Genomic DNA, 24840 nt, shown 5'->3' with positions numbered 1-24840 from the left:
GGTTCAAACGTCTATCTGGTTCCCGAACTGCCGAACCCCCCGACGCCTCGAACACTGGGTGCAAAAGACTCGACGATCCTGAACTCGGCCCTCGCAACGGGCATGAACACCAACTGGGCTATGCGCTCCCCTGGCGCAACGGTAAATGCTTCGGCCGATCGATTCAGGCAGGAGATCAACAGTGGCCCCTGGTAGTCCGCATCGATGAGGCCCGTGCCATTGCCCAGCACGATGCCATGTTTGTGACCGAGCCCCGATCGCGGCAGGATGATCGCACACAAGGCGGGATCTCCAATGTGGATGGCCACGCCGCTCGGTATCAGCGCCGACGCCCCGGACTCGAGACGCAATGGCGCATCGACCATGGCGCGAAGATCCATGCCTGCGGATGCGATCGTCGCATATTCGGGCAGCGGAAACTCCCGACCCAGGCGCGCATCGAGGACAACCAGCTCGATCGGAACCGTCATCCGCGCCCCCGCTTGCCACGGGCGGCCGCATGGAGCGTGGCGACCCGCTCGATCAGGGCCTTCGCCAGAACGCCCTTTTCGGCCATGCCGAGTTCCTCGCGCCCCCCGGGCCAGAGCAGCAGCAGCGCGTTCTCGCTGCATTCGAAGCCCAGTTCCTCGCCGACCCGATTGGCGGCGATCAGATCCAGCCCCTTGCGTTCCAGCTTCTCGCGGGCGTAGTGCTCGAGGTCATTGGTTTCGGCGGCGAAGCCGACCAGGAACGGGTGCGCGGCCTGGGCGGCGAGTTCGGCCAGGATGTCGGGATTCTGCACCAGCTCGAGCGCCAACGCCTTGCCGGACTTCTTCAGTTTCGCCGGCGATACGGCTTGCGGCCGGTAGTCGCCCACGGCAGCCGCGGAGATGAAGATATCGCTGTCCGCCGCACTGGCGACGACGGCGTCGCGCATCTGCCGGGCGCTGCGCACGTCGATGCGCTCGACGCCGGCCGGCGTGGCCAAGGCCACCGGCCCGGCCACGAGGCGTACCCGGGCGCCGGCCTGGACCGCGGCCGCGGCGACGGCGAAGCCCATGCGGCCGGAACTGCGATTGCCGATGAAGCGCACCGGATCGATGTCTTCGTAGGTCGGACCCGCGCTGACCAGCACGCTCAGGCCGTCCAGCGAGCGCGGTCCGCGCGCCTTGAGCATGGCCTCAACAAGTTCGCCGGGCTCGAGCAGGCGGCCCTCACCGACGTCACCACAGGCCTGGCTGCCGGATGCCGGGCCCAGCACGCGCACGCCCCGCTGGCGCAGCAGGTCGATGTTCGCGCGCGTGGCGGGTTGGGCCCACATCTGCTGGTTCATCGCCGGGGCGACCGAAAGGGGGGCCGAAGACGCCAGCACGAGGGTACTGAGCAGGTCATCGGCGCGCCCCTGGGCTAGCCGGGCAATCGTATCCGCCGAAGCCGGCGCAACCAGGATTTCGTCCGCCCATCGTGCCAGTTCGATATGCCCCATCGCCGCTTCCGCACCCTCGTCCCAGAGACTGCTGCGCACCGGATTTCCGGACAGCGCCTGGAAGGTCATCGCGGTCACGAAGCGACTTGCATTCTCGGTCAGAACCACGCGCACCTCGGCGCCTGCATCGCGCAGACGGCGCACGAGCTCGGCGGCCTTGTAGGCGGCAATGCCGCCGGTGACGCCCAGCAGGACCCGCACGCGTTGCAGCGAAGCATTGCTCATGTAGGAGATTTCTGACATCCCGAAGGGCTACTAGCTTACCCAAATTTCCGAGTCCGACCGCTGCGGCATGGTTATTTCGACATCTAAAGTGGCATTCCCACCTGCAGCAAGTAACTTGTGATGAGCATTCGCGACTGGCCGGACACCGAAAGACCCCGTGAAAAGTTGCGCGCCCGTGGCAGCGCCAGCCTGTCGGACGCCGAACTGCTGGCGGTCTTCATCGGCTCGGGCCGACGTGGCACGAACGCCGTCGATGTGGGACGCACCCTGCTCGCCAGCGCCGGTGGCCTCAAGCCGCTGCTGCTGGCGCCGCAGCGCAAGTCCGGATTGGGGCCCGTCACCTGGTGCCGGGTCCAGGCCGCCCTTGAAATCGGTCGCCGCTTCCTTGATTCCGAATTGCGCGAAGGTGAAGCCCTGACCGATCCGGATGCCAGCGCGCGCTATCTGAAGTCCCGATTGACGTCGTATCCGTATGAGGTGTTCGCCTGCCTCTTTCTCGACAACAGGCACCGGGTGATTGCCTTCGAGGAGCTGTTCCGCGGCACCATCGATGGCGCCAGCGTGCACCCACGCGAGGTGGTCAGGCACTGCCTGGCACACAATGCCGCTGCCGTCATCTTCGCCCACAACCATCCATCCGGGGTCGCCGAGCCCAGCGCCGCCGACCGCGCGATCACCTTGCGCCTGCGCGACGCGTTGGCCCTGGTGGACATTCGCGTACTCGACCATTTCGTGATCGGAACCGGGGCTCCCACTTCGCTTGCACGCCGCGGCTGGATCTAGGTCCTCGCTGACCCTTCGTTCAGCTCGAGCACGCGTTTGTGGCGTGCCGAGCGGACGATCGGCAGGTCAGCGTCGAGGCAGGGCGATCCAGACATGGACCGGTTGGATCGTGGCTGGCCGCAGGCCGGAATGCCCGCAGGACCCCGGCCTCGGCCAGTCGGGCCGCGCTGCGCAATGGTGCCCTGCGAACGGCCTCGCACTATACTCGTGGCGAATTCGGCAAGGGGCTGAAGCGCCAAGTGATATTCGGTTTTCCCCGCACCTATCCCGCAGACGCCGTCGAGGTGGAACTGCCCGATATCGCCGCCGCGCGCGCCCTTGCCGGGAGTCGCCTGCGAGCGCTCGAGGACGCGCTGGCGGAGCGGCATGCGCAGCTGGCCCCCCTGCTCCCGGGCAATGAAGACGCACGCGCCCTGCTCAACCGTTGCGCCGATGTGATCCGGATCGCCTTCGTTCGCCTGGCCCGGCGTCATGGCAGTCTGAGCGAAGACTTTCATGCGTACCACAACGAGGAACACATCCTCGACATCCTGAAAGGACGAATCAGCCGGCTGATCCAGACCCACGGCGTGTTCGCGCTGAGCCTGCGCGACTGGTGCGTGCTCGACCTGTTCGCCGCATGCCACGATCTTCGCCAGCGTGAGGAGCCTGCCTACCAGGCCGGGGTCGGCGCCAATGAGCGCGCCAGCCTCGAGGAAACCTTTCGCCTGCTCGGGCAATGCGGCTTTTCACGGGAAGCCGATGCCGACATCCACCTGGCCCTCGACCTGACCATCGGCGGCAGCACCTTCGATGCACGGCCGCCGCCCGGGGGCGCCGCCTTCAATGCCGCCGAGTTGGTCCAGTCCGGCGGCGCGCTGGCCGCAAAACTGAGCCAGAAACTGGACAAGCACCGCCCAGGCTGGCGTGACGACCCGAAGATCGTGCATGCCCACGAACTCGCACTGATCGCCGCCGACCTCGATACGGCCAATGTCGCCGAGCCGTTTGTGCGTTTCGCGGCCAGCGCGGAAAACCTCTGCCTGGAGCGTGAGATGCTCTGCCGACGTGACCTGGATGCCGGCGAGAGCGCGCAACCGGTGCTCGGTTTCCTGACCGATGGCCAGGATCGATTTTTCTTCGATCTGCACCGCTTCAATTCGGAGCTCGGCCGGCAGGCCTTCGGTCCCGCCAAGGAACACAATGCCGCACGACTGAAGTCGCTGAGCCTGGGCTTGCGCGCCCGCATTGCCATGCGCGGCCGACCCGAGAGCGGCCGCCAGGTCTTGCAGGCCTACGGGGAAACCGTCGCCGGCCTGATCTGACGACGCCCCGGGATCGGTCGCCGGCCGAACGCCGGGTCCGATTGGCGCATCGCCAGGGCGCATCCACCCGCTCGAACCTCGCACCGAAGCGCCCCGGAATTGGCTCAGCTACGAGGCCGCAGGCCGAAGTCCGAGCAAAAACTATACACATGGCGGCGGTTCGGCCGGATGCGCGCAACGCGACCCACCCCCTGCCCGCGCCCTGGATTTGATCTTCAATAAAATCAATGCGTTATGCGAATCGCTTCTTCAGCAATCGTTGCCGGCGCCGCAATCCGCCTGCAAATCACCGCTGCACAGCAGCATCTTTCCCACAGAGTTATCCACAGCTCGGGGTGGTCTCCGGCAAAGGCTTGTGGGACAAGCGCTTGCCAGACATTCCTTCGCATCTTGAACGGAACCATCGGTAACTCATGCACGGCCCGGTCCATTTTCCGCTCGACGCTCCGGAGCGGATACCCGCGCGGTTCCGGTATTGGCCTGCGCGCCCTACAATAGCCAGCCCGCTGCCATCCGAATCCCGCCGTGAAAGATACCCTGCGCGAGCTGATCCACGGAGCGCTCGCAACCCTGCGTGCGCAAGAAATCCTGCCGGACGGCACCGATCCGGTATTCGTCGTCGAGCGGACCCGCAACCGCGAGCATGGTGATTTCGCCAGCAACGTGGCCCTGACCCTGGCCAAACAAGCCGGACGCAAGCCGCGCGAAATCGCCGAATCCATCGCCGCAGCGATAAAGGATCCCCGCGTCGAGCGCGTCGAGATTGCAGGTCCAGGCTTCATCAACTTCTTCCTCGGCGCGGCGGCCATGCACGCCGAAGTCGCCACGATCATCGAAAAGGCGGGCGCCTATGGCCGCAATACGGCGGGCGCCGGCCGCAAGGCCCAGATCGAGTTCGTGTCGGCCAATCCGACCGGCCCGCTGCATGTCGGCCACGGCCGGGGTGCCGCCGTCGGCGACAGCCTGGCTCGCGTGCTCGATGCCAATGGCTGGGCCGTCACGCGCGAGTTCTACTACAACGACGCCGGCGCCCAGATCGACAACCTGGCGCGTTCGGTCCAGTCGCGCTGCCGGCAGATCGATCCCGACCATGCGGACTGGCCGGCTGATGGCTATCGCGGCGAGTACATCAAGGATGTCGCCCGCGACTACCTGGCCGGGGCCACCGTCCATGCCGATGGCATCGACGTCCGCGCCGCCGGCGATGCCGACGACCTCGAGGCTATCCGCCGCTTCGCGGTGGCCTGGCTGCGCCGCGAGCAGGATCTCGACCTGCGTGCGTTCGGAGTCGCCTTCGATGTCTATTTCCTCGAATCCTCGCTGTACCAGGAGGGCAAGGTCGAGCACACGGTGAAGGAACTGGTCGCGGCCGGGCATACCTATGAAAAGGACGGCGCCCTTTGGCTGAAAACCACCGACTTCGGCGACGACAAGGATCGGGTCATGCGCAAGTCGGATGGCGGCTACACCTATTTCGTTCCCGATGTGGCCTACCACGAGGGCAAGTGGCGGCGCGGCTTCGAGCGCGTCATCAATGAGCAGGGCGCCGATCATCACTCCACTGTCGATCGCGTTCGCGCTGGCCTGCAGGCGCTCGACGTCGGCATTCCGAAGGGCTGGCCCGAATACGTCCTGCACCAGATGGTCACCGTCATGCGCGGTGGCGAGGAAGTGAAGCTGTCCAAGCGCGCCGGTAGCTACGTGACCCTGCGTGACCTGATCGATGAAGTCGGCCGAGACGCCACGCGCTACTTTCTGGTCGCCAGGAAGACCGATTCGCAGCTGGTCTTCGACATCGACCTGGCCCGCGCGCAGACGAACGACAATCCGGTCTACTACATCCAGTACGCCCATGCGCGCGTCTGCAGCGTGCATCGCCAGCTGGCCGAACGCGGCATCGAGGTGGAAGCCGGCGTCGGAATCGCGGCCCTGGCCCGGCTCGACAGCGAGCATGAGCGAACCCTGATGAGCGAACTCTCGCGTTATCCGGAAGTCGTAGAGTCGGCTGCGCTCAATCTCGACCCGCAGCTGGTCGCGCAATACCTGCGCGAACTGGCCGCCGCCTTCCATGGCTACTACAACGCCCATCAGTTCATCGTCGAGGATGCCGACCTGCGCAATGCGCGCGTCACCCTGGCCGATGCGGCGCGCCAGGTCCTCGCCAACGGCCTGGAGCTGCTTGGCGTGTCCGCGCCGCAGAGCATGTGACGCGCAGGCGGTACTCGCAGCTCAATTTCCAGTCCCGGCGGACTGACCCGAATCACCCGGAGAAAGTTTGATGGCTTCACGATCCCGAAAACAGGCGACGCGCGGCGGTTCCCGACCCGCGGTTCCGGCATGGATCTGGCTTGGCGTCGGCGTCGTACTCGGCCTGGTCGTCGCCATGCTGTTTCTCGGCAGCGACTGGGCGCCGATGCTGCGCAAGAAGGCCGGCCCGCAACCGAATCCCGAGGCGGTCGCGCCGCGCGAAACGGATCCGCCGCTGGTCGAAGCCAGGGACAAGCCACGCAAGAACTACGATTTCTACTCCGTGCTCCCGGAAATGGAAGTGGTCATTCCCGATGCGGAGATTTCTGCCAAGGCCCGCGCCGAGGCGGCCCAGAAGGCGGCAAGCTCGCCGACCCCGCCCGTCTCGGCATCCGCCCGCTACCTGCTCCAGGCCGGCTCCTACCCCTCGGCCAAGGCGGCCGACGAGGTCAAGGCCAAGCTCGCCATCCTCGGCTTCGTCGCCCAGGTCCAGCCGGTCACGATCAATGGCAAGACCTGGAACCGGGTTCGCCTGGGCCCCTATGCGAGCGCCAGCGAACTCGAAACGACCAAGGCCGCGCTCGCCGACAATGGCTTCAACGCGATTGCGCTGAAGGAAGAAGGCGGCAACTGAACCCGGGGCGGGGATTTCGGGCGCCCGTCACGAAGCTCCACCGCCTTCGAAGCCATCGATGTAGATCCAGTCGCCGCTGCGGAAGTTCGCGGCGTACACGATCGCATTGAGCAGGATCTGGTAGTTGTTGTCGCCGGCTCCGAGCGCATGCGGCTGGTACTCCCCGGGTTGATAGACAAGCACGACGCCCGACCATTGCGGCAGGGTCCGCTCATAGCCGAGCACGTGCGTCGTGCCGCCCTCGTCGTAGTCGCTGGCAAACAGGGTCTCGATGCCGCTCGCGCCCGGACGCAGGTCGAGATTCGGGTAGCGCTCGTCGGGCGTGTTGTTGAAGCTCCGATAGTTGCCCGGCGGGATGCCATGGGCCGGATCGGTGTAGTCCACTGCCGCCGGATACCGCACGGCGTGATGAGACACGAAGTGGTAAGTCCGGGTTGCGATCACGTTTTGTCCTGACTGCGTGTTCCATGGCACCGCACCGGTCGCCTGGCCGCCGAGCAGGTCTTGCATCGAAGTCTTGCCGGCAGTCTCGTAAATGCCATGGTGGAACGAGACGACGCCTCCACCGGCGACCAGAAACTGGCTGACCGCGGCGACAAAGGCTTCCTGCCGGGCCTGGTCGTTGTTGCCGTTGTCTGGCGTCCGATGGGCGAAATAGACCAGCACGTCATAGCCGGAGGGATCATCCGGCGGAACGAGCAGCCGTGCGCTGGCCTCTTCGATCTGGTTCGTCGGGATCTCCAGCAGCGATTCGGCGGACGCATCGATGTGCAGCGCCGGGGTCTTGGCCAGGGCCGCCGAAATGTCGCCGGGTTGGGTCAGCTGCTCCGGTGGCAGGCCATGCGGATTGACCTCGTCGCTGACCACCAGGATTCGCAGCGGCGCATGGGCGGGCAGGGTTTGCGCCGGGGCCATCGGCGCCAGCCACGCAAGGGCCACGCAAAGGCTCGAAATCCTGCGTTGGGTCGGGTTCATCGTCAGCTCCCGCCTTGGCGCACACGCGGCGCCACTGTTACGTGCACATTGGCTGGAGCCGCGGCATTACGCGCCCGGCACCTTGCCTTGCCGTTGCGGCCCCGACGCCTCGGCATGCCGGGCGGCGGAGCACGAACACGGCGCCGAGTCGGCGGGCGGTGCGGCTGCTTTAGTCCTCGAAGCCGTCGTCGAAAATGAAGTCGGAGACGATCTTGTATACGGTCCCGTTGGACTGGGCGATATAGAGATTGCCGTATTCGTCTTCACCGTAGCCATACGGTGCGCCGACGTTCAGCGTCGTATCCTGGATTCCCGACGGACTCCAATCGGTCTGCGCAGCTCCGGCGGATGCGTACCACAACGCACTGGCACACGAGTCGCCGTAGAAATAGGTGCCGCGCAGGCGCGCGGACGGGCCGCGGAAGACATAGCCGCCGGTGACCGCGCAGCCAAAGCTATGGCTGTATTCGAGGACCGGGGCAATCGTCCCGGTCACCGCCGGACAGGTCGTGCCGGTGCCGGACTCGTCGAAGTAATGGCGGCCCTCGCAGCGACTCCAGCCGTGGTTGCCGCCGATGACGCCTGCCGCCTGCACGGTCACTTCTTCATAGGTGTTCTGGCCGACATCGCCGATAACGAGGTCGTGGGTCTCGCGATCGAAGCTGAATCGCCAGGGATTGCGGAATCCGTAGAGGAAGATCTCGTCGCAGGTATTGCTCGTGCCGACATGCGGGTTGTCCGCCGGAATCGAATACTGGGCCGGCGAGATTCCCGAGGAACCGCACATGTCGGCGGTGACGGCGCCGCCACGATTGTCGACATCGATGCGCAGGATCTTGCCGAGCAGGAAGTACTGCGTGCCGGTGGGGTTCGTACCGCAGGTACCCTGATCGAAGTCCGCGGGCTTCTTCCACAGGCAGCCGGCAAATCCGTGCGGATTGTTCTGCGGGCCGCCATCGCCCATCGACGAGTAGAGATAGCCGTCCGGTCCGAAGTGGATGTCGCCACCGTTGTGATTGCCGGCGAGATCCGGGGTGCGCAGAACGATCGTTCCCGATGCATTGGCAACATCCGAACCGAGCGAGGGTACGGTGTAGCGCGCAATCACCTGGTCGGGCGTGGTACCGAGCCGGGGATCCGCACCGGGTCGCGTATAGGAGATGTAGAACTCGTCGTTGTGCGGAAGTCCGATCTGGCCGAAGTTCGGATGGAAGGCGAGGCCGAGCAAGCCGCTTTCGCTGCTCGTGGTCACGGCAACGGTCAGGAACGGAGTCGGCAGCAGGGCGCCGTTCTTGACCACGCGGATCGTACCGCCCTTCTGCACGATGAACAGACGGCCGCTGCCGTCATGCGGCGCGCGCACGGCAACCGGCTCCGAATAGCTCCCCGGAACAGCAACCACGGAGAGTCCTGGAATGGTCTGGGCAAGTGCGAACGGGCTGCCGAGCACGAGCGCAAGGGCCGCGACGAAACGTTTGACATGCATGGGCAATCCTCCACGGGAATGGGCAAGTTTGGCGCGGCGCTGCGGCACTTGCCACCGTGCAGCGGTCGCTTTGTGATCGATTCGCCAATTGACGCGGCCCCCCAACGTCGCCGCGCAGCCTATCCGGACCGGCGTAAACAATGCGTTAGCGGGTTCAGGCCTAAGATGGCTTGCGCTTGAGGCGGATCAGCGAGGAAATGTCATCGTCGCCATGGCCTTGTGCCATCAGCACCGCGTAGTCGGCCAGCGACTTCTCGATGACGCTGCGATCGGTGCCGGCATCACGCGCGAGTTCGCGGACGATCTTGAGGTCCTTGTGCAGCAGGGCCAACTTGAAACCGACCTTGAATTCGTCGCGCAGCATGGTCGCACCGCGCTTGTCGAGGAACCAGTTGCCGGCGGCACCGGCCAGCAGGGTCGGGATCAGCGTTTCCGCATCGAGTCCGAGGGCATCGCCGAGCGCCAGTCCTTCGCAGACTGCCTGGGCGATACCGGCCACGAGCACCTGGTTGACCGCCTTGGTGTTCTGCCCGGCTCCGATGCCGCCCATGTGGCTGATCTTTGCCGCATAGCACTCCAGCACCGGCCGCGCGCGCTCAAGCGCCGCAGCCTCGCCGCCGACCATGACCGACAGCTTGCCATTGCGCGCGCCCTCGACACCGCCGGATACCGGCGCGTCGATGAACTCGCCACCCGCAGCCAGCATGCGGGCGCGTGCCTCGCGCGCGGTGACCGAGGAAACCGTCGAATGGTCGATGACCACGGTACCGGCAGGCGCGTGTACCGCAATCACTTCGACATCGGCCAACACGTCGGCGTCGGCCGGCACGCACAGGGCGATCACGTTGCATCGCGCGGCCAGTTCGGCCAGCGACGCCGGCTCGGCGAGGCCGAATTCGGCGGCGATGGCGCGCGTATTGGCCGGCGTGCGCGTCCATACCGAGGCAAGCAGCCCGGCCCGCGAGAGGTGTCCGGCCATCGGTTGGCCCATGGCACCGAGTCCGACGAAACCGGCCCTGATGTCGCTCATTCGGCATTCTCCGCAAGGTAGGTGTAGGCCGTGAGCCCGGCTTCGAGGAAAGCCTGCAGCGACTGCGCCTCGGCACCCTCGATGCCGGCGTTCGCGATCTTGTCGCGATACTCGGCGCGCAGTGCCGTGAGATCGTAGCCGACATAGTCGAGCATCAGGTCGGTGGTGTCGCCGCGGCGCTGGTCGCTGATTTCATGGCCGGTGTCGGTCAGGCGCACGTTGATGGCGTCGGTGTCGCCGAACAGGTTGTGGATGTCGCCGAGCGTTTCCTGGTAGGCGCCGACCATGAACAGGCCGAGCAGGTAGGTTTCGCCTTCGGCTGGCGCGTGCAGGGGCAGGCTCACGTCGACGCCGTCGGCATCGACATAGTGGTCGATGCGTCCGTCCGAGTCGCAGGTGAGATCGGCGATCACGCCGCGCCGCTCCGGCTCGCGATCGAGCCCGCTGATCGGCACGATCGGGAACACCTGGTCGATGGCCCAGATGTCGGGAACCGACTCGAATACGGAAAAGTTGACGAAATACTTGTCGACCAGGGTCTCGTTGAGCTCGTCGAGGACCTGCCGGTGCGAGCGCTCGTCCGGCTTCAGGCGCGTGCGCACGGCATTGACGATGGCGTAGTAGAGATCGTCGAGCTGGGCGCGATCGGCCAGCGAGAGCTGGCCCAGCGCATACAGCGACTGCCCTTCGGCCAGGTGGTACTGGGCCTCGTGGTAGAGCTCGGTCGGCGGCCGCTCGCCGATTTCGACATGCACCTCGCGCAGGCGGCGCAGCACGGCCGGCTCGTCGTCGCGCTGCGCGGGCACCGCCCCGCGCGGCGATTCCTCGACCTCGCTGACATTGACCACGAGCACGGCATGGTGGGCAGTGAGCGCGCGCCCGGACTCGGTCAACACGCGCGGCGGCGGCAAGCGGTTTTCGGCGCAGGCCTCGGCCAGCGCGCCGACCACGCTCGAGGCGTACTGGTCGAGACCGTAGTTGATCGAACACTCGGAGCGCGATTGCGTACCCTCGTAGTCGACGCCGAGCCCGCCGCCGACATCCATGTATCGGATCGGCAGGCCGAGTTGCGACAGCTCGACGAAATAGCGCACCGCCTCGCGCATGCCACGTGCGATATCGCGCACGTTCGACATCTGCGAGCCCATGTGGAAATGCAGCAGCTTGAGCGTATGCGACAGATCGGCCGCGTTGAGCTGTTCGATCAGGGTCAGCAGCTGGCGCGGCGTGAGACCGAATTTGGCCTTGTCGCCGCCGGAGTTCTGCCACTTGCCGGCACCGAGACTCTTCAGGCGCATGCGTACGCCGAGCAGGGGCTCGACACCGAGCGCCTTCGCCTCCTCGATGACGAAGCGCAGCTCCGAGGGCTTTTCGATGACGATGAAGATCTCGAGCCCGAGCCTGCGCCCGATCAGGGCAAGGCGGATGTATTCGCGGTCCTTGTAGCCATTGCAGATGACCACGCTGCCGCGTTTGGCCAAGGCCAGCACGGCCATCAGCTCGGGCTTCGAGCCGGCTTCCAGGCCGAAGCCGTCCGCTCCGTTCGCGGCCAGTTCGCCGGCAACATTCTTCTGCTGGTTGACCTTGATCGGATAGATCGCGGTGTAGCCGCCGGCATAGTCCCAGGCGGTCATGGCGCGGGCGAATGCTTCCTGCAGCCGCGTGCGCCGATCGGTCAGGATGTCGGCGAAGCGCACCAGCAGCGGCAAGCGCGAACCGCGTGCGCGAGCCTCGGCGACGACGGCGGGAAGTTGCAGGGCCGGGCCGTCGGGCCCGCGCGGTCGCACGACCACGCCACCGTCGGCGCCGACATCGAAATAGCCTTCGCCCCAGTTGGCGATCGCGTAGGTGGTGCGGGCGTCGTCTGTGCTCCAGGATGTGCTCATCATGTCCTCCGGATGGCAGAGACGTCGCAGCGGCGGGCTTGGACGCGGGAACCCCGTCGATCGGAAGCCTCGCACGCCGCGGGATCGATCGGGGCGCGCATTGTAACGAAGCCGCGTTGCCGCTGCGTGGCGATCGTCCCCGGGCGGGCGCGCAGGCGCGGCAATTTGGCCCGGATCGCGCGAGCCTCCCTGCTTGCCGCTACAATTCGCAGCCATGTGCCCGCCGGCTTCTCCGCCCGGGCAATCCAACTGCATCCAGGGAAGCCCCCATGTCCAAGTCAGAGCAGAGCTGGTTCACCGAAGCGCACGAGTCTTCGGGCTCCTCCATCGGCTTTCGCACCCATGCACGCCTGCATTCCGAACAGACGCCATTCCAGTCCATCGAAATATACGATTCGACCGACTGGGGCAAGCTCATGGTCATCGACGGTTGCATGATGCTGACCACGCGCGACAACTTCTTCTACCACGAGATGATGTCGCATCCGGCACTGTTCACGCATCCGCGCGCCAAGCGCGTCGTCATCATCGGTGGCGGCGACTGCGGCACGCTGCGTGAAGTGTTGCGCCACGAAGTCGTCGAATCGGCCGTGCAGGTCGAGATCGACGAGCGCGTGACGCGCCTGGCCGAGCAGTACTTCCCCGAACTCTGCGAAGCGAACTCGGACCCGCGCGCGCAATTGCTGTTCGACGACGGCATCAAGTACATGGCCGAGTGCGAGCCGGATTCGGTCGACGTGGTCATCGTCGACTCGACCGACCCGGTCGGTCCGGCCGAAGGCCTGTTCAACGCCGCGTTCTACACGAGCTGCTTCAAGGCCTTGCGCAGCGGCGGCATCTTCGTCCAGCAGAGCGAATCGCCGCTGGCCCATCTCGGCCTGATCAAGTCGATGCGCTCGGCCCTGCGTACCGCCGGCTTCCAGGCCGTGCGCACGCTGACCTTCCCGCAGCCGTGCTATCCGACCGGCTGGTGGAGCGCGACCCTGGCCCGCAAGGGTGCCGATCTCTCGGGTTTCCGCGAGCGCGGCGCGCAGACCAAGCAGTTCGACACGCGCTATTACAACGCCGAGATCCACAAGGCGGCGCTGTCGCTGCCCGAGTTCATGCGCGAAGAACTCGGCGAGTAGCCGCCACCGGACGCAACGACGTGCGATGGCGCCCGTGGCTGTTCCTGCTGCCGGCGCTCGCACCCGCCGGCGCAATCGCGCAGTCGTGGCCGACGCCGAATTTCCGCCACACAGTCGCGATCGCCGGACGCAACCAGCCCACCCAGCTGCGTTTCGCCCACGACGGACGCGTGTTCGTCGCCGAGAAGTCCGGCGCGCTCTGGATGTATCGCAACCTGCTCGATACGGCGCCCGAACAGATCGCCAACCTCGCCGAGATCGTCCATCAGTACCAGGATCGCGGCCTGCTCGGCCTCGCCCTCGATCCGCGTTTTCCGGAACGCCCCTATCTGTACGTCCTGTACTCGTTCAATGGCGGCCTGTTCGCCGATTCGCCGCCGCGCTGGCCGGCCACCAGTTGCCCGAATCCGACCGCTGACTTCGCCGGCTGCGTGATCAGCGGACGACTCTCGCGGCTGACCCTGGCCGGGAACCTCGCCACGGACGAACACGTGCTGATCGAGGACTGGTACCAGCAATACCCCAGTCACTCGGTCGGCACGGTCCGCTTCGGGGCGGACGGCTTTCTGTATGTCGGCGGCGGCGACGGCGCGAGTTATCTGGGCGGCGACTGGGGCCAGCGCGGCAATCCCGACTGGCCCGACCAGCGCTCGCCGGTCGACCAGGGCGGTGCGCTGCGCGCGCAGGGACTCGAGGTCGAGAAGCTCTACACCGACCAGGTCTGGCTGAACGGGACGATCGCCCGGGTCGATCCCGCAAGTGGCGACGGCGCGCCCGGAAATCCACTGGCCAACGTTCCTGGTGCGACGCCGAATGCGCGCCGCATCCTCGCCTATGGCCTGCGCAATCCGTTTCGGTTCACGATGCGGCCCGGTACCTCGGAGGTCTGGATCGGCGATGTCGGCTGGCGCACCTGGGAGGAGATCAACGTCATTCCCGATCCGGCCGACGGCTCCGCGTTGCGCAACTTCGGCTGGCCGTGCTTCGAAAACCACGGTCATGTCAGCGAATACACGCTGCGACCGCTGTGTCTCAGCCTGTACGCCGGCGGCGACAGCGGCGGACGCACGCCGGCGTCGCCACCGTTCTACGCCTACCAGCACACCAGCGGCAACGCGATCTCCGGCATCGCGTTCTACCCGGGCGGCACCTATCCCGCCGAGTACCGCAACGCGCTGTTCTTCGCCGACTACACATTCAACCGCATCTGGGTCATTCGCGACACCAACGGCGACGGCCGGCCCGATCCCGTACCCGACAGCGGCGCCGAGGTGTTCGGGCAATCCAGCCTGCCCGTGGTCGACCTGACCACCGGCCCCGGCGGCGACCTGTTCTACGTCGACATCGACAACGGCCGCATCGTGCGCATTTCATGGGATGCCGATACCGCCAACCGCAATCTCGCGCCGTCCGCCGCGATTGCGCTCGATGACGATTCGGACTCCGAGGGCCCGCCTCGCACGATCGAATTCACCGCCGCCAACAGCATCGATCCTGAATCGCAGGCACTGACCTACGCCTGGGACCTGGACGGGGATGGCGACTTTGACGACGCCACTGGCGTCAGTGCAAGTCGCGACTATGTCGCGGGCGGGCCCGCGCCGGAATTGATTTCGGTCTCCGTGCGAGTCACCGACAGCTCCGGCGCTGCCGACGTCGCCCGCACGATCGTCACGGTTGCGCGCGACCCGCTCTTCTCGGATGGCTTCGACGCGGCAGATCCATGAGGCGCCCGCTGTTCAACTCCGGGAAGAAGGGATGCGAGTTCCTCAGAGCAGGCTCAGCACACCGGCGATCGTGGCGGTCATGAACGTCGCCAGCGAGCCGCCGAGCACGGCCTTGAGGCCGAGCCGGGCGAGGTCGGGACGCCGGCTCGGGGCGAGGCCGCCGATGCCGCCGATCTGGATGGCGATCGAGGAGAAGTTGGCGAAACCGCACAGCGCATAGGTCGCGATCAGGCGGCTGTGCTCGGTCATCTGGTCGATGTGCTTGGCCATGTCAACGTAGGCGACGAACTCGTTGACCACGACCTTCTGGCCGATGAAGCTGCCGACCAGGGTCGCGTCCTGCCACGGCACGCCGATGATCCAGGCGATCGGGGCGAGAATCCAGCCAAACAGGGTCTGCAGCGACAGTTCAACCGGATGACCAAGCTGCACCGCAAGCCAGCCGTTCAGCGACGATGACGGGTCGGCGCCCCAGGCGTGCGCGCCGAGCCACTGGAACGGTGCGTTGAGCAGGGCGATCAGGGCGATGAAGGCGAGCAGCATGGCGCCGACGTTGAGGGCCAGGCGCAGGCCATCGGCGGCACCCGTGGCGGCCGCGTCGATCACGTTGGCCGTGGTCTTCTCGACCTCGAGCTTGACCTGGCCGCGGGTCAGCGGCTCCTCGGTCTCCGGCATCAGGATCTTGGCCAGCATCAGCGTGGCCGGCGCGGCCATGATGCTGGCCGTAAGCAAGTGGGTGGCAAAGAAGATGCGCTGGCCCTCGTCGTCTCCGCCGAGCAGGCCGACGTAGGCGGCCATGACCGAGCCGGCAATATGGGCCATGCCGCCGATCATCACGGTCATCAGCTCCGACTGGGTCATGCGTTCGATATAGGGCTTGATCGTCAGCGGCGCCTCGGTCTGGCCGATGAAGACGCTCGCGCAGACCGAGGTCGTCTCGGCGCCCGAAACATTCATGACCTTGGTGATGACCCAGGCCATGCCCTTGACGATCATCTGCATGATGCCGAGGTGGTAGAGCACGCCGGTCAGTGCGGCGAAGAAGATGATGGTCGGCAACACCTGGATCGCGAACACGAAGCCGAACTTCGAGGTGTCCATGAAACTGCCGAAAATGAAATCAGACCCGGCGCGTACGTAGTCGAGCAGCTTGACGAAGCCGGTGGCGATGCCATTGAACGTCTCGCGTCCAAGCGGCACCTTGAGCACGAGGGAGGCGAACACGATTTGCAGCAGGACCCCGGTGCCGACCAGCTTCCAGCTGATGGCACGACGATTCGCCGAAAACAGCGTTGCGATCGAGATCAGCACGGCCAGGCCGAACAGACCAAACGCGATGTGGCCAAGTGCCTGCATCATCCCGAAATTCCCCTGCTGATTAGCGCCGCGCGAGCGCCGCAGCGTAGTTCAACAGCGAAGCGGGGCGCAAGGCGAGGCGTGCCGCGGGCCGTCGCCGCGGCGGACGCACGTTGGCGCGACCGGTGCGGGCGCGACCGCGGCCGGGACCCGGGCGCGAATGCAGAGCACCGCATGCGAGCCGGCCCGCTGCGAGGGCCGGGAAGGCTATAGAATGCAGCCGCTCCCGGCCGCATGGTGCGGTCGGGTGAAAGCGAGGCACCATGACCTCTCCGTCCGTCAGCAGAACCCCCTATTCCGATGGAACCCCGCCGCGAAAGCCGGCGAGCATCGTGCGTGCCACGGTCGATGAAACGGCCAGCCTGCTTGGCGCCAGCGGCGCACTGCGCTTCGGCAAGGGGCTGATTGCCACGATCATTTCCCTGAGCCTCGGCTTCCTTTGCCTGCTCGGCGTCATCGCCTTCCACTTCCCCGAGTACCTGACCACGCCCGAGTTGCGCCATCAGTACTCGGTGGATGTCCTGCGCCAGGCCATGTTCGTCGCCCTGTTGATCGCCGGCGCCATTTCGCTGGCCAATCTCGTGCTCGGCGTGCGGCGCAAGCTCAACCTGGTCGCGTTCTCCCTCGTCGTCATCGCCGTCGCCCTCGGCGGATCGCGCGTGCCGGTCGGCGACTTCCCGGACAACACGCCCTACATCGGACTGGACTGGTTCATCCTCGACCTGCTCGGCTCGACCCTGATCTTCGTCGCGATCGAGAAGCTGCTGCCGCTGCGCAGGGGCCAACCGGTGTTCCGCCTCGAATGGCAGACGGACCTCAAGCATTTCGCGGTCAATCACTTCCTCGTCGGACTGATCCTGCTGACCGTCAACTTCGTCATCCACCACGGCTTCGGCTGGATGGTCCAGCATGATTTCCAGCTCGCCGTGCAGCGCATCTGGTTCCTGCCGCAATTGCTGCTGTGCATCCTGGTCGCCGATCTGGCCCAGTACTGGACGCACCGCGCCTACCACGAGATTCCGTTCCTCTGGAAATTCCACTCGGTGCACCACAGCACGAAGACGATGGACTGGCTGGCCGGTTCGCGCCAGCACATCCTCGAAGTGATCGTCACCCGGGTGCTCGTCGTCGCTCCGCTGTTCGTGCTCGGCTTTCGCGAGTCGGTGGTCAATGCCTACATCCTGATCGTCGGCTTCCAGGCCGTTCTCAATCACGCCAACGTCGGCGTGCCCTGGGGGCCGCTCAGGTATCTGATCGTGACGCCGGATTTCCACCACTGGCACCACGCCTCCGACGACGAGGCGATCGATCGCAACTACGCGGCGCACTACGCCTTTCTCGACTACCTGTTCGGCACCGCGGTGAAGGCTGATCGCAAGCTGCCAAACCGCTACGGAGTCGTCGGCGACTACATGCCGGACGGCTTCGTCGCCCAGCAGATGTTCCCGTTCCGGGCCAAACCGCTGCCCTGAGCCTCGACGCCAATTCGGTCACAGGCTCCGCGCAGCGGGTAAAATGAGCACTCCCGCCATTCGACCGTGACCCCGATGCTGCAGATCAAGGGCCTCTTCCCGGTTCCGTTCGGTTTCGACCAGCACCCCAACCCGGTGCCGCTCAACGCCGCCTTGCGCCGCCTTTTCATTGCCCGCGAGAACGAGGGCCGGCGCCACGCCAATCCGGGTCCGATCACGTTGCGCAACGAGCAGGTGTTCGAGAGCCATTTCCAGTTGTTCTCCTGGTCCGAACCCGAAATCGCCGAACTGCGCGATTTCTGCCTGTCGCGCGTGGCCCAGATGGTTTCCGAACTCAACGGTTACGACGAGGCGACGCGGCGACGCCTCGACATGAAGACCGATGCCTGGTTCCACGTGACCCGACGCAACGGCTTTTTCGGCGTGCACAACCATCCGCTGGCCAGCTGGTCGGGGGTCTACTGCGTTGCCGCCGGGCAGCACGATGCCAACCAGCCCGACAGCGGCCTGCTCAATTTCCTGCATCCGCACATCGGCCAGTCCATGTACATCGATCCGGGCAACGAGCACTTCAAAGCGCCGTTCAGCATCCAGAACTACGGGCTCTCGCTGCAACCGGGCCAGATCGTGCTGTTTCCTTCGTGGCTGCTGCATCAGGTGCTGCCGTTCTACGGCGAGGCCGAGCGCATCACGGTGGCCTTCAACTGCTCGCTGAGCATGCGCTGAGCGCGCCGCGAGGCTCGACCAAACAAGACACGGCGCGATGCGCTACCGGGAAAAGATCGACCCCCACAACGGCCTGCTCAATGTCAGGTCCGCGACACCGCTGCCCGGCTACTGGCGTTACCTTCCGTCGCCGGCGCTTGCCCCGTTCGTCGAGCATTTCTGGACCGTCGAGTGGGACCTGGCCGAGCCGGTCCTGCGCGAGACGCTACCGTATCCGAACGCCCACATCATTCTAGAACCGGGAATCTGTGCTCTCGGTGGCGTCAGCACGAAGAAATTCAGCCGGGTGCTGGCCGGCAAGAGCCGCGTGCTCGGCACGAAGTTCCAGCCGGGCGGGTTGCGCCCGTTCATCGACCGGCCGGTGTCCGCACTGACCGACAAGGTCGTGGCGCTCGAGGAGCTGTTCGGCGCGGCAGCCGCCGACCTCGGGCGCCGGGCCCTGGCCCACACCGATCACCACGCCGCCATCGGCGTCATCGAATCGTTCCTGCTCGAGCGCGATCCGCGCGCTGTCGACGAGCTCGAACTGCTGCGCCGAATGACCGCGCGCATCGCCGGCGACCGCGAAATGCGGACCGTCGAAGCGCTGGGCCGCGAATTCGGACTCGGAGTACGCAGCCTGCAGCGCCTGTTCAGGGAGTTCGTCGGAGTCAGTCCGAAATGGATGATCCGCCGTTTCCGGATGCAGGAAGCCGCCGAAACCCTGGCCGCAGCCGCCCGCGTGGACTGGGCCGAACTCGCGCTTGGCCTGGGCTATACCGACCAGGCCCATTTCAATCGCGACTTCAAACGCCTGATCGGAACTACGCCCGGCGCCTACTTCAAGGCCTTGGCCGACAAGGCCGACGGCTGACCGGCAGTTGCCTCGCCGCGGCAAACGCACGCCCGACCGGCCGCACGCGGCGCCGGCTCTACCCAAACCAGCCCTTCAAAAAACGGTCGAAAGCGGACCGGCACCCATCACGACACCCGGAGGCAGGGCGGACCGATTCCGGATAAAATGGGCGGCTGCCCCGCCGCGCCCCGCCAGGAACTCGCCATGTCCGTGCCCGCCATCGACCTCGACTACACGCTCGACCACAAGTACACGCGCCGCGAGGGTCGCATCTATCTGTCCGGCGTGCAGGCCCTGGTGCGCCTGCCCCTGATGCAGCAGATGCGCGACCGCGCCGCCGGCATCAACACGGCCGGCTTCATCTCGGGCTACCGTGGCTCGCCGCTTGGCGGTTTCGACCTCGAGCTGTGGAAGGCCAAGAAGCACCTGAAGGCCTCGAACATCGAGTTCACGCCGGGCCTCAACGAGGACCTCGGCGCGACCATGGTCTGGGGCACCCAGCAGACCAACCTGTTCGAAGGCGCCAAGTACGACGGCGTGTTCTCGATGTGGTACGGCAAGGGTCCCGGCGTGGATCGCTGCGGCGACGTGTTCAAGCATGGCAATGCGGCCGGCACCTCGAAGTTCGGTGGCGTGCTCGCGCTGGCGGCGGACGACCATGCCTGCCGTTCCTCGACCCTGCCGCACGGCTCGGAACTCGAGTTCGTTTCGGCGATGATGCCGATCCTCAACCCGGCCGGGGTCCAGGACATCCTCGACATGGGCATGCTCGGCTGGGCCATGTCGCGCTTCACTGGACGGTGGGTCGGCTTCAAGACGATCGCCGAGACGGTCGAGTCCTCGGCCTCGGTCAACGTCAACCCGCACCAGCTCGACATCCTCATGCCCGAGGATTTCATCCTGCCCGAGGGCGGTCTCAACATCCGCTGGCCCGATCCGCCGCTGAACCAGGAAATGCGCCTGCATCGTTATGCCGTGCAGGCCGCGACCGCGTTCGCCCGGGCCAACCGCATCGATCGCATCGTGCTCGACTCGCCGAAGGCTCGCCTCGGCATCGTCACCACCGGCAAGAGCTATCTCGACGTGCTGCAGGCGCTCGAGTACCTCGGCATCAACGAGCGCGATGCGCGCGAGATCGGCATCCGCGTCTACAAGATCGGCATGACCTGGCCGCTCGAGCCGATCGGCATCCGCGAGTTCGCCAATGGCCTCGAGGACGTCATCGTGGTCGAGGAGAAGCGCTCGTTCATCGAGTCGCAGATGAAGGAATACATGTACAACTGGCCGACGCGTCCGAGCGTGGTCGGCAAGTACGACGAGGATGGCAACTGGGTGCTGCCCTCGACCAACGAACTGACGCCGGCGATGATCGCCCTGGTCATCGCCAAGCGTCTCGCGCGCTTCTTCACGAGCGAGGCGATCCGCTCGCGCGTCGCCTGGATCGAGGCCAAGGAACAGGAACTGACCTTGCCGCGTGCGAACTTCCCGCGCGCCGCGCATTACTGCTCGGGCTGCCCGCACAACACCTCGACGGCTGTTCCGGAAGGTTCGCGCGCGCTCGGCGGCATCGGTTGCCACTACATGGTGACCTGGATGGACCGGCGCACCGACACGTTCACGCAGATGGGCGGTGAAGGCGCGACCTGGTGCGGCCAGGCGCCGTTCACCGAAACCAAACACGTATTCCAGAACCTCGGCGACGGCACCTATTTCCATTCCGGCTCGCTGGCGATCCGCCAGGCGATCGCGGCCAAGGTCAACATCACCTACAAGATCCTCTACAACGACGCGGTCGCGATGACTGGCGGCCAGCCGGTCGACGGCACCCTGACCGTGCCCGACATCGCCCACCAGATGCGCGCCGAAGGCGTGCAGACGATCATCGTCGTTTCCGACGACATCGAGAAGTGGTCGCGGCCCGAGATCTTCCCGGTCGGCGTCGAGTTCATCCACCGCGACGAACTCGATGCGGTGCAGAAGCGCATGCGCGAAATCGAAGGCGTTTCCGTGCTGATCTATGACCAGACCTGCGCGACCGAGAAGCGCCGCCGGCGCAAGCGCGGCAAGCTCGAGGACCCGAAGAAGCGCGTCTTCATCAATTCGCTGGTCTGCGAAGGTTGCGGCGATTGCGGCGAGAAGTCGTTCTGCGTTTCGGTATTGCCGAAGGCGACCGAATACGGGCGCAAGCGCGAGATCGACCAGTCCGGCTGCAACAAGGACTATTCCTGCGTGAAGGGCTTCTGCCCGAGCTTCGTCACCGTGCACGGCGGCGGGCTGAAGAAGGCGAAAAAGGCCGGCGCCGGCGAAGTCGACTTCGACAGCCTGCCGATGCCGACCATCGCCTCAGGTCTTGAGCGGCCCTGGAACATTCTCGTTACTGGTATCGGCGGTACCGGCGTCGTGACGATCGGCGCCCTGATCGGCATGGCCGCCCATCTCGAGGGCAAGGGCAGCACCGTGCTCGACCAGACCGGCCTGGCCCAGAAGGGCGGCGCGGTAACCTGCCACCTGCGCATCGCGAAAGACCCGTCGGAAATCCACGCCGTGCGCATCGCCGCCGGCGAAGCCGACCTCGTGCTCGGCTGCGACATGGTCGTGGTCAACGACTACTGGGCACTGTCGAAGATCCGCGCCAAGCGCTCGAACGTGGTCCTCAATACGTACGAGGCGATGCCCGGCACGTTCACGACCAAGCCCGACATGCAGTTCCCGGCGCAGAAGATCATCGACGCCGTGCGCATCGCGCTCGAGGGCGACGAGCCGGAATTGATCGACGCGACCCAGCTTGGCACGGCCCTGCTCGGCGATACGATCGCGGCCAACCTGTTCATGCTCGGCTATGCCTGGCAGAAAGGCTGGGTGCCGGTCAGCCTCGATTCGCTGATGCGCGCGATCGAACTCAACGGCGCGGCGATCGAGATGAACAAGACCGCGTTCAACTGGGGCCGCATGGGCGCGCACGATGCCGCTGCCGTGCGCAAGGCGGCCGGGCTCGGCGCGGCGAAGCTGCCCTCCGGTGCAATTCCTCTCTCGCTGCCCGTGCGCAGCACGAACTCCCTTCTCCCCGCGGGAGAAGGTGCCCGCAGGGCGGATGAGGGTACGCCCTCGCCTGAGCCGACACGCGGTGCCGATGCCCTCGATGATCTGAGCCTCAGCACGTCGCTCGACGAACAGATCGCGCGCCGCATCGAATTCCTGACCGGCTACCAGAACGCGGCCTACGCCGCGAAGTACAAGGCGCTGGTCGACAGGGTGCGCAGCGTCGAGCAGCAGAAGACCCCGGCGTTCACGAGCCTGACCCAGGCGGTCGCCCGCTACGCGTTCAAGCTGATGGCCTACAAGGACGAATACGAAGTCGCCCGCCTCTACACCAGTGGCGATTTCGAGAAGCGCATCCGCGAGACCTTCGAAGGCGACTTCAAGATCCACTTCCACCTGGCTCCGCCGCTGCTGGCGAAGAAGGATGCCGAAGGCCATCTGCGCAAGGCCGAGTACGGTCCGTGGGTGTTCAAGGCATTCCGCGTGCTGGCCAAACTGAAGGGCTTGCGCGGCGGTGCCTTCGATGTGTTCGGTTACACCGCCGAGCGCAGGATGGAACGCCAGTTGATCGTCGACTACTTCAAGCAGGTCGACGAACTACTGGCCGGCCTCGACAACGAGAACCACGCGCTGGCCGTCGACATCGCCTCGGTGCCCGAGCACATCCGCGGCTACGGCCACGTCAAGGAGCGCTTCCACGCCGATGCGATGAAGCGCCAGGACGATCTGCTCAAGGCCTGGCGCAACCCGTCGTCGGCGCGCGACGCGGCTTGACCCATTCGGATGCCCGGCCGGACCTGGCCGAGCGTCCCGCCGTGCTCAGGCAAATACGTCGGTGCCGGCGGCGACGCGCTCGCGCAGTTCGGCCAGCATCTGGCGCTCCGTCAGATTGCTCGCCCAGGCCGGGCGTAGCTGGTAATGCGGCTGGTCGACGAGGGTCTTCCAGTTGCCGCCCCATTCCAGACCCAGTTCGACGCCGAGCGCACCGATCGCCTTGTACATCGGCGACTCGCCGAGGTACTGGTTGCGCTCGAACAGGCCGATATCGAAGGCGATGCCAAAGTTGTGGTTGGAATAGCCACCGCGCGCGTTGGTGACGACATTGCCGGGCCGGGTCCGGCCCTGCGCATACAACGCATCCTGCTCGGCATAGGTCCGCGTGCCGCTGATGATGTTGATCGTGATGCCGTGTTCGCGGGCCTTGAAGTAGAGTGCCCGCGCATAGGGCTGGACGCGCGCATGCAGGGTCGCGATGACCTTCTCGCTACGCTGGTTGGTGAGATCCGACACCTCGGTCAGTGCCAGATCGGGCGGTGACGAACGATCGACGATGCGTTTGTAGATCGCGCCCCAGGTCTGTGGTCCGGCGCGGCCGTCGACGCCGACTCCCAGTTTCTCCTGTACCGCACGCACCATGTCCTCGATCTGCACGCTTGTTCTCCGCAGCCTGGCTCGGGCCGAGCATACGCCCGAAGCCGGATGCGAAAAAGTGGCAAAACTCAGTTTTGGAGCGATGGGGGGGCAATTGCGGCCGGCCATGCGCGGGACGCCTTGGCCATCGGGCGACGGCCGGACACCACGGAACGCTCGGGGCCGACGGGCCGGTTGTCGGCAGGAATGGACCTGCGGGCGGCCGACCCCGGCTGCGCTGCTGTGCTGCCCATCCGCGTAGCGCTGCCCAGGCCCGCCCGCCTGCGCCTCTGCCCGGCGCCCGGCCCTGCCGGACAGCCGCGGCCGGGCACGAATGCGATCCCGTGGCGCCGGTCACATATTTGGGGACGCTCCTCCGGCACATTGGCGGTGCAGCCCGCGCCCCTCGCGGAGCGCGATGACACTGCGGAAAGTCCGCACAGCCGAGGATCCATCGATGCCGCTCAAATTCGACGCCCATGAGTTCGACGCCGCGCTGCGTCAGTTCGAGCAGCCAAAGATCCAGCCAGCGCCGGCGCCGGTACCGCCCCCGGTCGCGGCACGGCCGTCGGTGGTCCGCCCGGGCGTGGTAGTGACTCCGGAGCAGGAGCTCAAGCTACGCGTCATTGCCTCGCGGGCGAAGCTCAAGCTGATGCGCGATCGCGCCGAGGCGCTGCGCGACTCCCTGCAGCGCTTCCGTTCGCAGAGTCGTTCGGTCATCAACGGCTGAACCGGATCGGCAGCTCGCGTCCGCGCAGGCTCCTGTTGCGCGACGCCCTGTCCAAACCTGCGACGCTCGGCCAGGTAGGGTGTTGCCATCGTGCAGCGCCGTTGCGTCCCGGACGTCGCATCTCCCACCCTAGGGAGGGTCTGAACAAATGGCGCAATCGTCATGGCGTTCAGAAGGCTCGCCACAGGTGCTGCGTGGCGACGTGAAGGCTGGTTGCCTTGACGAGCCGCGCGGTGCCTGTGGCGGGCCTTCTGGACGCCACCCTTTTCCATTGAATCAATCGCTTGGGCGACGCCTGCCTGCGCGCAGCTCTTTGTTGCGCCGCCTTGAAAGACGGCCAGTCTGTCTGCGTCGGCGCGCCGCGATCTGCACGCAGGCAGGCG

The 24840-nt window shown here is 65.9% G+C and carries 20 protein-coding genes; 11 read left to right on the top strand and 9 right to left on the bottom strand.

Translation table 11 applies throughout. From position 1 onward, the window contains the following. Positions 1-11 precede the first annotated feature (11 nt). Positions 12-470, bottom strand: a complete 459-nt coding sequence (gene dut / locus BM125_RS18050; protein ID WP_092410599.1) for a dUTP diphosphatase — start codon at positions 468-470, stop codon at positions 12-14. Continuing rightward, positions 467-1690: a bifunctional phosphopantothenoylcysteine decarboxylase/phosphopantothenate--cysteine ligase CoaBC gene (gene coaBC / locus BM125_RS18045; protein WP_092410597.1), complete on the bottom strand. Its 1224-nt coding sequence runs from the start codon at positions 1688-1690 to the stop codon at positions 467-469. The genes dut and coaBC overlap by 4 nt, the downstream gene beginning before the upstream one ends. A gap of 120 nt (positions 1691-1810) precedes the next feature. On the opposite strand from coaBC, the gene radC reads away from it, so the two are divergent. The 4 genes from radC (at position 1811) to BM125_RS18025 (ending at position 6658) form a co-directional block, all read left to right on the top strand. Beyond that, positions 1811-2473, top strand: a complete 663-nt coding sequence (gene radC, locus BM125_RS18040) for a RadC family protein (RefSeq protein ID WP_092410596.1) — start codon at positions 1811-1813, stop codon at positions 2471-2473. A gap of 239 nt (positions 2474-2712) precedes the next feature. Then, positions 2713-3777 carry a hypothetical protein gene (locus BM125_RS18035; RefSeq protein ID WP_092410594.1) on the top strand — a complete coding sequence of 355 codons (1065 nt, stop codon included), beginning with the start codon at positions 2713-2715 and terminating at the stop codon, positions 3775-3777. A 525-nt stretch (positions 3778-4302) separates the two neighbouring features. After that, positions 4303-5985 carry an arginine--tRNA ligase gene (gene argS / locus BM125_RS18030; protein WP_092410592.1) on the top strand — a complete coding sequence of 561 codons (1683 nt, stop codon included), beginning with the start codon at positions 4303-4305 and terminating at the stop codon, positions 5983-5985. Between the two features lie 70 nt (positions 5986-6055). Beyond that, positions 6056-6658: an SPOR domain-containing protein gene (locus tag BM125_RS18025; protein WP_092410590.1), complete on the top strand. Its 603-nt coding sequence runs from the start codon at positions 6056-6058 to the stop codon at positions 6656-6658. 27 nt (positions 6659-6685) lie between these two features. On the opposite strand, the gene BM125_RS18020 is transcribed toward BM125_RS18025, so the two are convergent. From BM125_RS18020 to speA, 4 genes are all read right to left on the bottom strand, one after another. Continuing rightward, positions 6686-7633 (bottom strand): ThuA domain-containing protein, encoded by a 948-nt coding sequence (locus BM125_RS18020; protein WP_139225102.1) that lies wholly within the window; start codon positions 7631-7633, stop codon positions 6686-6688. A 169-nt stretch (positions 7634-7802) separates the two neighbouring features. Next, the gene (locus tag BM125_RS18015) at positions 7803-9119 is read right to left on the bottom strand and encodes a PQQ-dependent sugar dehydrogenase (protein ID WP_092410586.1); all 1317 of its coding nucleotides are present in this window, start codon (positions 9117-9119) and stop codon (positions 7803-7805) included. Positions 9120-9279: 160 nt separating this feature from the next. After that, positions 9280-10149: an NAD(P)-dependent oxidoreductase gene (locus BM125_RS18010; RefSeq protein ID WP_092410584.1), complete on the bottom strand. Its 870-nt coding sequence runs from the start codon at positions 10147-10149 to the stop codon at positions 9280-9282. Next, positions 10146-12035, bottom strand: a complete 1890-nt coding sequence (speA, locus tag BM125_RS18005) for a biosynthetic arginine decarboxylase (protein WP_092410615.1) — start codon at positions 12033-12035, stop codon at positions 10146-10148. The genes BM125_RS18010 and speA overlap by 4 nt, the downstream gene beginning before the upstream one ends. A 269-nt stretch (positions 12036-12304) precedes the next feature. Between speA and speE the strand changes: the two genes are divergently transcribed. Both speE and BM125_RS17995 read left to right on the top strand, forming a co-directional pair. After that, positions 12305-13162 carry a polyamine aminopropyltransferase gene (gene speE, locus BM125_RS18000; RefSeq protein ID WP_092410582.1) on the top strand — a complete coding sequence of 286 codons (858 nt, stop codon included), beginning with the start codon at positions 12305-12307 and terminating at the stop codon, positions 13160-13162. Between the two features lie 20 nt (positions 13163-13182). Then, entirely contained in the window at positions 13183-14889 is a 1707-nt protein-coding gene (locus BM125_RS17995) for a PQQ-dependent sugar dehydrogenase (protein WP_092410580.1), read from the top strand. A gap of 42 nt (positions 14890-14931) precedes the next feature. Here the strand turns inward: BM125_RS17995 and BM125_RS17990 are convergent, their stop codons facing one another. Then, entirely contained in the window at positions 14932-16248 is a 1317-nt protein-coding gene (locus BM125_RS17990; RefSeq protein WP_092410578.1) for a NupC/NupG family nucleoside CNT transporter, read from the bottom strand. Positions 16249-16577: 329 nt separating this feature from the next. Here BM125_RS17990 and BM125_RS17985 point away from each other — a divergent pair, with 329 nt between their 5' ends. The 4 genes from BM125_RS17985 to BM125_RS17970 all read left to right on the top strand — a co-directional run bounded on the left by BM125_RS17985 (position 16578) and on the right by BM125_RS17970 (position 23091). Next, the gene (locus tag BM125_RS17985; protein ID WP_245778981.1) at positions 16578-17717 is read left to right on the top strand and encodes a sterol desaturase family protein; all 1140 of its coding nucleotides are present in this window, start codon (positions 16578-16580) and stop codon (positions 17715-17717) included. Between the two features lie 75 nt (positions 17718-17792). Beyond that, on the top strand, positions 17793-18443 hold the full coding sequence (locus BM125_RS17980) for a putative 2OG-Fe(II) oxygenase (RefSeq protein WP_092410574.1): 651 nt from the start codon (positions 17793-17795) through the stop codon (positions 18441-18443). Between the two features lie 37 nt (positions 18444-18480). Further along, positions 18481-19296 carry a helix-turn-helix domain-containing protein gene (locus BM125_RS17975; RefSeq protein WP_092410572.1) on the top strand — a complete coding sequence of 272 codons (816 nt, stop codon included), beginning with the start codon at positions 18481-18483 and terminating at the stop codon, positions 19294-19296. 186 nt (positions 19297-19482) lie between these two features. Continuing rightward, positions 19483-23091, top strand: a complete 3609-nt coding sequence (locus BM125_RS17970) for an indolepyruvate ferredoxin oxidoreductase family protein (RefSeq protein WP_175498185.1) — start codon at positions 19483-19485, stop codon at positions 23089-23091. 45 nt (positions 23092-23136) lie between these two features. Here BM125_RS17970 and BM125_RS17965 read toward each other — a convergent pair whose 3' ends face one another. Beyond that, positions 23137-23748: a M15 family metallopeptidase gene (locus tag BM125_RS17965; protein ID WP_092410568.1), complete on the bottom strand. Its 612-nt coding sequence runs from the start codon at positions 23746-23748 to the stop codon at positions 23137-23139. A 436-nt stretch (positions 23749-24184) separates the two neighbouring features. On the opposite strand from BM125_RS17965, the gene BM125_RS17960 reads away from it, so the two are divergent. Continuing rightward, positions 24185-24457: a hypothetical protein gene (locus BM125_RS17960; protein ID WP_092410566.1), complete on the top strand. Its 273-nt coding sequence runs from the start codon at positions 24185-24187 to the stop codon at positions 24455-24457. Positions 24458-24626: 169 nt separating this feature from the next. Here the strand turns inward: BM125_RS17960 and BM125_RS20495 are convergent. Further along, positions 24627-24840, bottom strand: a 214-nt coding sequence (locus BM125_RS20495) for a hypothetical protein (RefSeq protein ID WP_217647919.1), incomplete at its 5' end; no start/stop codon positions are given.

Source organism: Dokdonella immobilis (genome assembly GCF_900115085.1).
GTDB lineage: Bacteria > Pseudomonadota > Gammaproteobacteria > Xanthomonadales > Rhodanobacteraceae > Dokdonella > Dokdonella immobilis.
This window is presented reverse-complemented; position numbering and strand designations above follow the sequence as displayed.

Bases quoted from the DNA above. Each gene is read 5' to 3' on its own strand.
- dut (WP_092410599.1), bottom strand. From the start codon at position 470: ATGACGGTTCCGATCGAGCTGGTTGTCCTCGATGCGCGCCTGGGTCGG.
- coaBC (WP_092410597.1), bottom strand. From the start codon at position 1,690: ATGAGCAATGCTTCGCTGCAACGCGTGCGGGTCCTGCTGGGCGTCACC.
- radC (WP_092410596.1), top strand. From the start codon at position 1,811: ATGAGCATTCGCGACTGGCCGGACACCGAAAGACCCCGTGAAAAGTTG.
- BM125_RS18025 (WP_092410590.1), top strand. From the start codon at position 6,056: ATGGCTTCACGATCCCGAAAACAGGCGACGCGCGGCGGTTCCCGACCC.
- BM125_RS18020 (WP_139225102.1), bottom strand. From the start codon at position 7,633: ATGAACCCGACCCAACGCAGGATTTCGAGCCTTTGCGTGGCCCTTGCG.
- BM125_RS18015 (WP_092410586.1), bottom strand. From the start codon at position 9,119: ATGCATGTCAAACGTTTCGTCGCGGCCCTTGCGCTCGTGCTCGGCAGC.
- BM125_RS18010 (WP_092410584.1), bottom strand. From the start codon at position 10,149: ATGAGCGACATCAGGGCCGGTTTCGTCGGACTCGGTGCCATGGGCCAA.
- speA (WP_092410615.1), bottom strand. From the start codon at position 12,035: ATGAGCACATCCTGGAGCACAGACGACGCCCGCACCACCTACGCGATC.
- speE (WP_092410582.1), top strand. From the start codon at position 12,305: ATGTCCAAGTCAGAGCAGAGCTGGTTCACCGAAGCGCACGAGTCTTCG.
- BM125_RS17990 (WP_092410578.1), bottom strand. From the start codon at position 16,248: ATGATGCAGGCACTTGGCCACATCGCGTTTGGTCTGTTCGGCCTGGCC.
- BM125_RS17980 (WP_092410574.1), top strand. From the start codon at position 17,793: ATGCTGCAGATCAAGGGCCTCTTCCCGGTTCCGTTCGGTTTCGACCAG.
- BM125_RS17975 (WP_092410572.1), top strand. From the start codon at position 18,481: ATGCGCTACCGGGAAAAGATCGACCCCCACAACGGCCTGCTCAATGTC.
- BM125_RS17970 (WP_175498185.1), top strand. From the start codon at position 19,483: ATGTCCGTGCCCGCCATCGACCTCGACTACACGCTCGACCACAAGTAC.
- BM125_RS17960 (WP_092410566.1), top strand. From the start codon at position 24,185: ATGCCGCTCAAATTCGACGCCCATGAGTTCGACGCCGCGCTGCGTCAG.